The sequence below is a fragment of the Rhizobacter sp. P2_H2 genome, from assembly GCF_056403375.1.
The window spans coordinates 1-4,822 of record NZ_JBFUFP010000376.1; the positions used below are offsets into that span (position 1 = coordinate 1).

The window sequence follows — 4,822 nt, forward strand, 5'->3', positions numbered from 1 at the left end:
GCCGTACAAGGTGACGGCGGTGGACATCGGGGCCGGCGATCAGTTCAAACCCGAATTCCTCGCGATCAGCCCGAACAACAAGATCCCGGCGATCGTCGACCCCGACGGACCGGACGGCCAGCCGATCTCGCTGTTCGAGTCGGGCGCCATCCTGATGTACCTCGCGGGCAAGACCGGCAAGCTGCTGCCCACCGGCACCACCGAGCGCTACCAGGTGCTCGAATGGCTGATGTTCCAGATGGGCGGCGTCGGCCCGATGCTCGGGCAGGCGCACCACTTCCGCATCTACGCGCCCGAGAAGATCGAGTACGCGATCAACCGCTACACCAACGAGGCGAAACGCCTCTACGGCGTGATGGACAAGCGGCTCGCGAAGTCGAAATACATCGCCGGCCCGGCGTACAGCATCGCCGACATCGCGATCTTCCCGTGGCTGCGCTCGTGGAAGAACCAGGGCATCGACTGGAACGACTTCCCGCACCTGAAAGGCTGGTTCGACGAGATCGCCGCCCGCCCCGCGGTGCAACGCGGCGTCGCGGTGCTGGCCGAGCACCGCAAGCCGCTCAACGACGAGAAGGCGCGCAACGCCCTCTTCGGAAAACAACAGTACGAGCGCCGCTGATCTCTCTATCTGACGATCAAGCAACGCCCCGGGGAACCGGCTTTTCCGGGCCCCTGGGGTGGCGCCCCTCGGGGGCAGGAGCGAAGCGACTGGGGGGCCGTCATTTCTCGATGGTCTTGTTCCAGCGCGCGTTCCAGGTGGGCCGGTTCGCGTTGATGCTCTCCCAGTCGAGCGTCACCGCGTTCTTCATCCACTGAGAGATCTGCGCAACCTGGGCCGCGCCCTCGCCGACCGCGGGCGCCTTCGGGTTGGTCGGGATCTGGCTGCCGTACTGCAGCACGTTGGCCTGCGCCAGCGGGCTCAGCAGGAACTCGGCGAGCTTCTGCGCCAGCTCGGGCTCGCTGTTGTTCGCGATCACGCACTGGCCGACCATCAGCACCACCGAGCCTTCCTTGGGCTGCGCGTACTCCACCGGGATGCCCTTCACCTTGAGGGCCGCCACCGCGGTGGGCGTCAGCGGGAACAGCGCGGCCTCGCCGGTCTGCACCATCTCGGAGAGCTTGGCCGAGCTCGGGATGTACTCGAGCACGTTCGGGCCGATCTTGTCCGGCCAAGCCTTGAAGCCGGGCTCGACGTTCTTGTCGTTGCCGCCCTGGATGCGGTTGAACATCAGGAAGCCGTGCAGCCCGAACGACGAGGACGCCACCGACTGGAACACCACCTTGCCCTTGAACTTCGGGTCGGCGAGGTCCATCCACGAGGTCGGCGCGGCCCAGCCCTTCTCGGTGAACATCTTCTTGTTGTAGGCGAGGCCCGTCATCCCGAGGCTCACGCCGCTGGCCATGTCGCCCTTGAAGCGCGCGGCCGGGTACAGGTCGTTCAGCGCCGGGCTCGGCCGCTGCTTCTCGCACAGCCCCATGCCGATCGCGCGCACCATGATGCCGTCGTCGAGGAACATCACGTGCATCTGCGGCTTGTCCTTGTTGGCCTGCGCCTTCGCGAGGATGTCCGACGAGGTGCCCGGCACGACGACGACCTTGGCGCCGTACATCTTCTCGAAGGCGGGGAACACGTACTGGGTGTACGCCTTCTCCATCGTGCCGCCGTTCATGCCGATGTAGATCGTCTTGGCCTGTGCATGCGCGGCGCCGGCGGACAGCAGCGCGGCAGCGGCGGCCACGGTTCCCACCAGCAGACGGCGGGCACGGAGCGAGGAAGTGCTTGGCATGGTCGATCCTTTCAACGATGAGACAACTCGGGAAGTGACGAGGGGGCGGAAGCAGCCGGCGGCGTCGGGGGTGCGGCAAACCGCTCGATGCCGAACGCGGCGATCGGCGTGCTGGTGTGTCCGTCGCGGGCCAGCTCGGCCAGCACCTCGCCGACGGCCGGCCCGATCTGGAAGCCCGCCCCCGCGAAGCCGAAGCCGTGGATCAGCCCGGGCATCGTGCGGCTGCAGCCGAGCACCGGTTCGCGGTCGGGCAGGTAGCCTTCGGTGCCGCTCCAGGTGCGGATCAGCTGGGCATCGCGCAGCGCGGGGATCAGCTCGATCGCCTGGCCGGCCAGCGCGGTGATCGCGTCGCGCTCCGAGCGCGCACGGTCGGCATCGAGCGCGAGGCCCGAGCCGCCGCCCAGCACCAGGTTGCCGCGCGCCACCTGCCGGCAGTAGATGCTCCCGCCCTCGACGCCGAGGCTCCAGTCCATCAGGGGCGGCAGCGGCTCGGTGACGGCCATCGCCGGGTGGCCGGAGCGCATCGGCACCGGCTCGCCGAACTGCGCCGCGAGCTGCCCGGCCCAGGCGCCGGCGCAGTTCAGCAACAGCGGCGCGTGCACCTCCAGCGTGGTTCCGGACCTCAGCGTGAACCCATTGCGGTCGCCGATCACTTCGTCGACCGGCGTGCGTTCCAGCACCACGGCCCCCGCCCGCTCGGCGGCGCGCGCGAACGCGGGCGAGACCAGCCGCGGATTGGCCTGGCCGTCGTCGCGGCACAGCGAGCCGCCGACCGCCTTCGGGCCCAGCCACGGGCACAGCGCGCGCAGGCGCTCACCGGAGACCAGCTCCAGCTCGAGGTCGAAGCCCTGGGTCATCGCGCGGTAGCGCTCCAGCGAGGCCATGTCGGCCGCGCTGCGCGCGATCTTGAAATGGCCGCTGCGCACATATTCGCCGTCAGTGCCGATCAGCTCCGGCAAGCGGCCCCACAGCTCGTGTGCACGCTGCGCGAGCGGCAGCTGCGACAGCGGCCGGCCCTGCCGCCGCACGCCGCCGTAGTTGACGCCGCTGGAGCGCGAGCCGCACAGGTCGCGCTCCAGCAGCACCACCTTGAGCCCCATGCGGCGCAACGCGAGCGCGGCCGAGCTGCCGACGATGCCGCCGCCGACGATCGCGACATCGGTGACGATCCGCCGGGCCGTCATCGGGTGACCTCCGCTTCGCGCAGCGCCACGAACGGCACCGGCTTGATCGGCGCCTGTCCGCGCAGGCGCCCGACCTCGCCGACCGGCCGGCCGCAGGCCTGCGCCAGTACCTCGGCTGCCGCGACGCCGCACATGCGCCCCTGGCAGCGCCCCATGCCGACGCGCGACAGCGCCTTCAGCCGGTTGATGTCGTCGGCACCGGTCTCGCGCACGGTCGCGCGCAGCTGGCCGGCGGTGACGTTCTCGCAGCGGCAGACGACGAGTTCGTCATCGGCACGCGCTGCCCAGTCGGCCGGGAACGGGAAGGCGCGTTCGAGCCCGCGGCGGAACGGCCGGATGCCGGCCAGGCGCTGCTCCAGCGCCCGCGCCCGCGCGGCGTCGACAGGGATGCTGCGGTCTTCCAGCAGCGCCAGTGCAGCGCGCTCGCCGGCCCATTCCGCGGCGTCGGCACCGAGGATCCCGGCCCCGTCGCCGGCCAGGTACACGCCGGCCACGCTGCTGCGGCCGGCCGCATCGCGCAGCGGCAGGTGCGCGCGCTGCAACGCGTCGAACGCGAAGCCGCAGCCGAGCAGGTCGGCGAGCTGGGTCTCCGGGCGCAGCGCATGGCCCATGCCGACCGCATCGCACTCGATCGTGCGGGCCTGGCCGCGGTGCTCGAACTGCACCGCCTCGACCCGCTCGCCGCCGGCGATCCGCAGCGGCCGCGCACCGCGCAGGATCGGCACGCGGTGCGCGTGCAGCCAGGCCACGTACCACGCGCCCTTCATCAGCGTCGACGGCTGCGTCAGCATCAGCGGCAGCGCGGCGAGCTGGTCGACCAGCCGCGCGCTGTCGAGCACCGCCGCGACCTGCGCACCCGCCTTCGCATACTGGTACGCGACGAGGTACAGCAGCGGCCCGCTGCCCATCAGCACGACACGCTCGCCGATCGCGCAGCCCTGGAACTTCAGCGCCACCTGCGCACCGCCCAGYGTGAAGGCGCCCGGCAGCGTCCAGCCCGGCACCGGCAGCACGCGGTCGGTGGCGCCGGTCGCGACGATCAGGCCCTGGTACGGCACGCGCTCGATGCGGCCGCGGTGCAGCACGTCGAGCATGCCGCCCTGCGCGTTCCACACCAGGCTGTCGGGCCGGTGGTCGATGCGGTCGGCGAGGCCGTCGGCCGTGGCATGCAAGGCGCTCGCGCGCGCAGCCTCGGTGCCGTACAGCGCGGCGGCCGTGCGGCGAAAGTGCGCGGGCGGGCGCCGGTAGATCTGCCCGCCGGCACGCGGTGCCTCGTCGATCAGCACCGGCCGCAGGCCGTGCGCGACCAGCGCCTGCGCCGCGCGCACGCCGGCCGGGCCGGCACCGACGATCACGGGCGCCGTCATGTGCCCTCCCCGTCGCTCAGCAAGGCCATGCCCGGCGCGATGAAGGTGGCGCAGGCGCGCAGCCGCTCGCCGTCGGCCGTCGMGATCCAGCAGTCCTGGCAGGCGCCCATCAGGCAGAAGCCTGCCCGCGGCGCGTGGCTGAACTCATTGCGCCGCAGGCGGTCGTGCTGCGTCAGCACCGCGGTCAGCACGGTGTCGCCCTCGAGCGCGGTGGCCGGTTCGCCGTCGAGCGTGAAGGCGACGCTCGCACGGTCGGTCTCGGCCAGGCGCACCAGCAGCGGTCGATGCGTGCTCATCATCGGCGCCCCACCAGCACGCGGTCGAGCCCGTAGACGCGATCGAGCAGCACCATCGCGAAGGCCGTCACGCCGACCATCAGCGCCGACACCGCGGCCATCAGCGGGTCGATCGATTCGGTCGCATACATGTACATGCGCACCGGCAGCGTCACCGTGCTCGGCGAGGTCACGAAGATCGACAT

Annotated in this window: 5 protein-coding genes and 1 pseudogene; 1 reads left to right on the top strand and 5 read right to left on the bottom strand. The window is 71.3% G+C overall.

Annotation, left to right across the window (positions count from 1 at the left end; translation table 11 throughout):
• On the top strand, positions 1–622 hold a 622-nt coding region (locus tag AC1D15_RS18325), incomplete at its 5' end, for a glutathione S-transferase family protein (protein ID WP_477827106.1).
• Positions 623–722: 100 nt separating this feature from the next.
• Here the strand turns inward: AC1D15_RS18325 and AC1D15_RS18330 are convergent.
• The 5 genes and pseudogenes from AC1D15_RS18330 to AC1D15_RS18350 all read right to left on the bottom strand — a co-directional run.
• Positions 723–1,790, bottom strand: coding sequence for an ABC transporter substrate-binding protein (locus AC1D15_RS18330; protein ID WP_477827107.1), 1,068 nt, complete (start codon positions 1,788–1,790; stop codon positions 723–725).
• Between the two features lie 11 nt (positions 1,791–1,801).
• Entirely contained in the window at positions 1,802–2,974 is a 1,173-nt protein-coding gene (locus AC1D15_RS18335; RefSeq protein ID WP_477827108.1) for an NAD(P)/FAD-dependent oxidoreductase, read from the bottom strand.
• The gene (locus AC1D15_RS18340; RefSeq protein WP_477827109.1) at positions 2,971–4,341 is read right to left on the bottom strand and encodes an FAD/NAD(P)-dependent oxidoreductase; all 1,371 of its coding nucleotides are present in this window, start codon (positions 4,339–4,341) and stop codon (positions 2,971–2,973) included. Before AC1D15_RS18340 ends, AC1D15_RS18335 begins: the two co-directional genes overlap by 4 nt.
• Positions 4,338–4,640, bottom strand: coding sequence for a (2Fe-2S)-binding protein (locus tag AC1D15_RS18345; RefSeq protein WP_477827110.1), 303 nt, complete (start codon positions 4,638–4,640; stop codon positions 4,338–4,340). Before AC1D15_RS18345 ends, AC1D15_RS18340 begins: the two co-directional genes overlap by 4 nt.
• Positions 4,637–4,822, bottom strand: a pseudogene (locus AC1D15_RS18350) (ABC transporter permease); the annotation flags it as partial. The pseudogene AC1D15_RS18350 and the gene AC1D15_RS18345, both read right to left, overlap by 4 nt.

Coding starts and splice junctions, on each gene's coding strand:
- AC1D15_RS18335 (WP_477827108.1), bottom strand. CDS start 2,974: ATGACGGCCCGGCGGATCGTCACCGATGTCGCGATCGTCGGCGGCGGC.
- AC1D15_RS18330 (WP_477827107.1), bottom strand. CDS start 1,790: ATGCCAAGCACTTCCTCGCTCCGTGCCCGCCGTCTGCTGGTGGGAACC.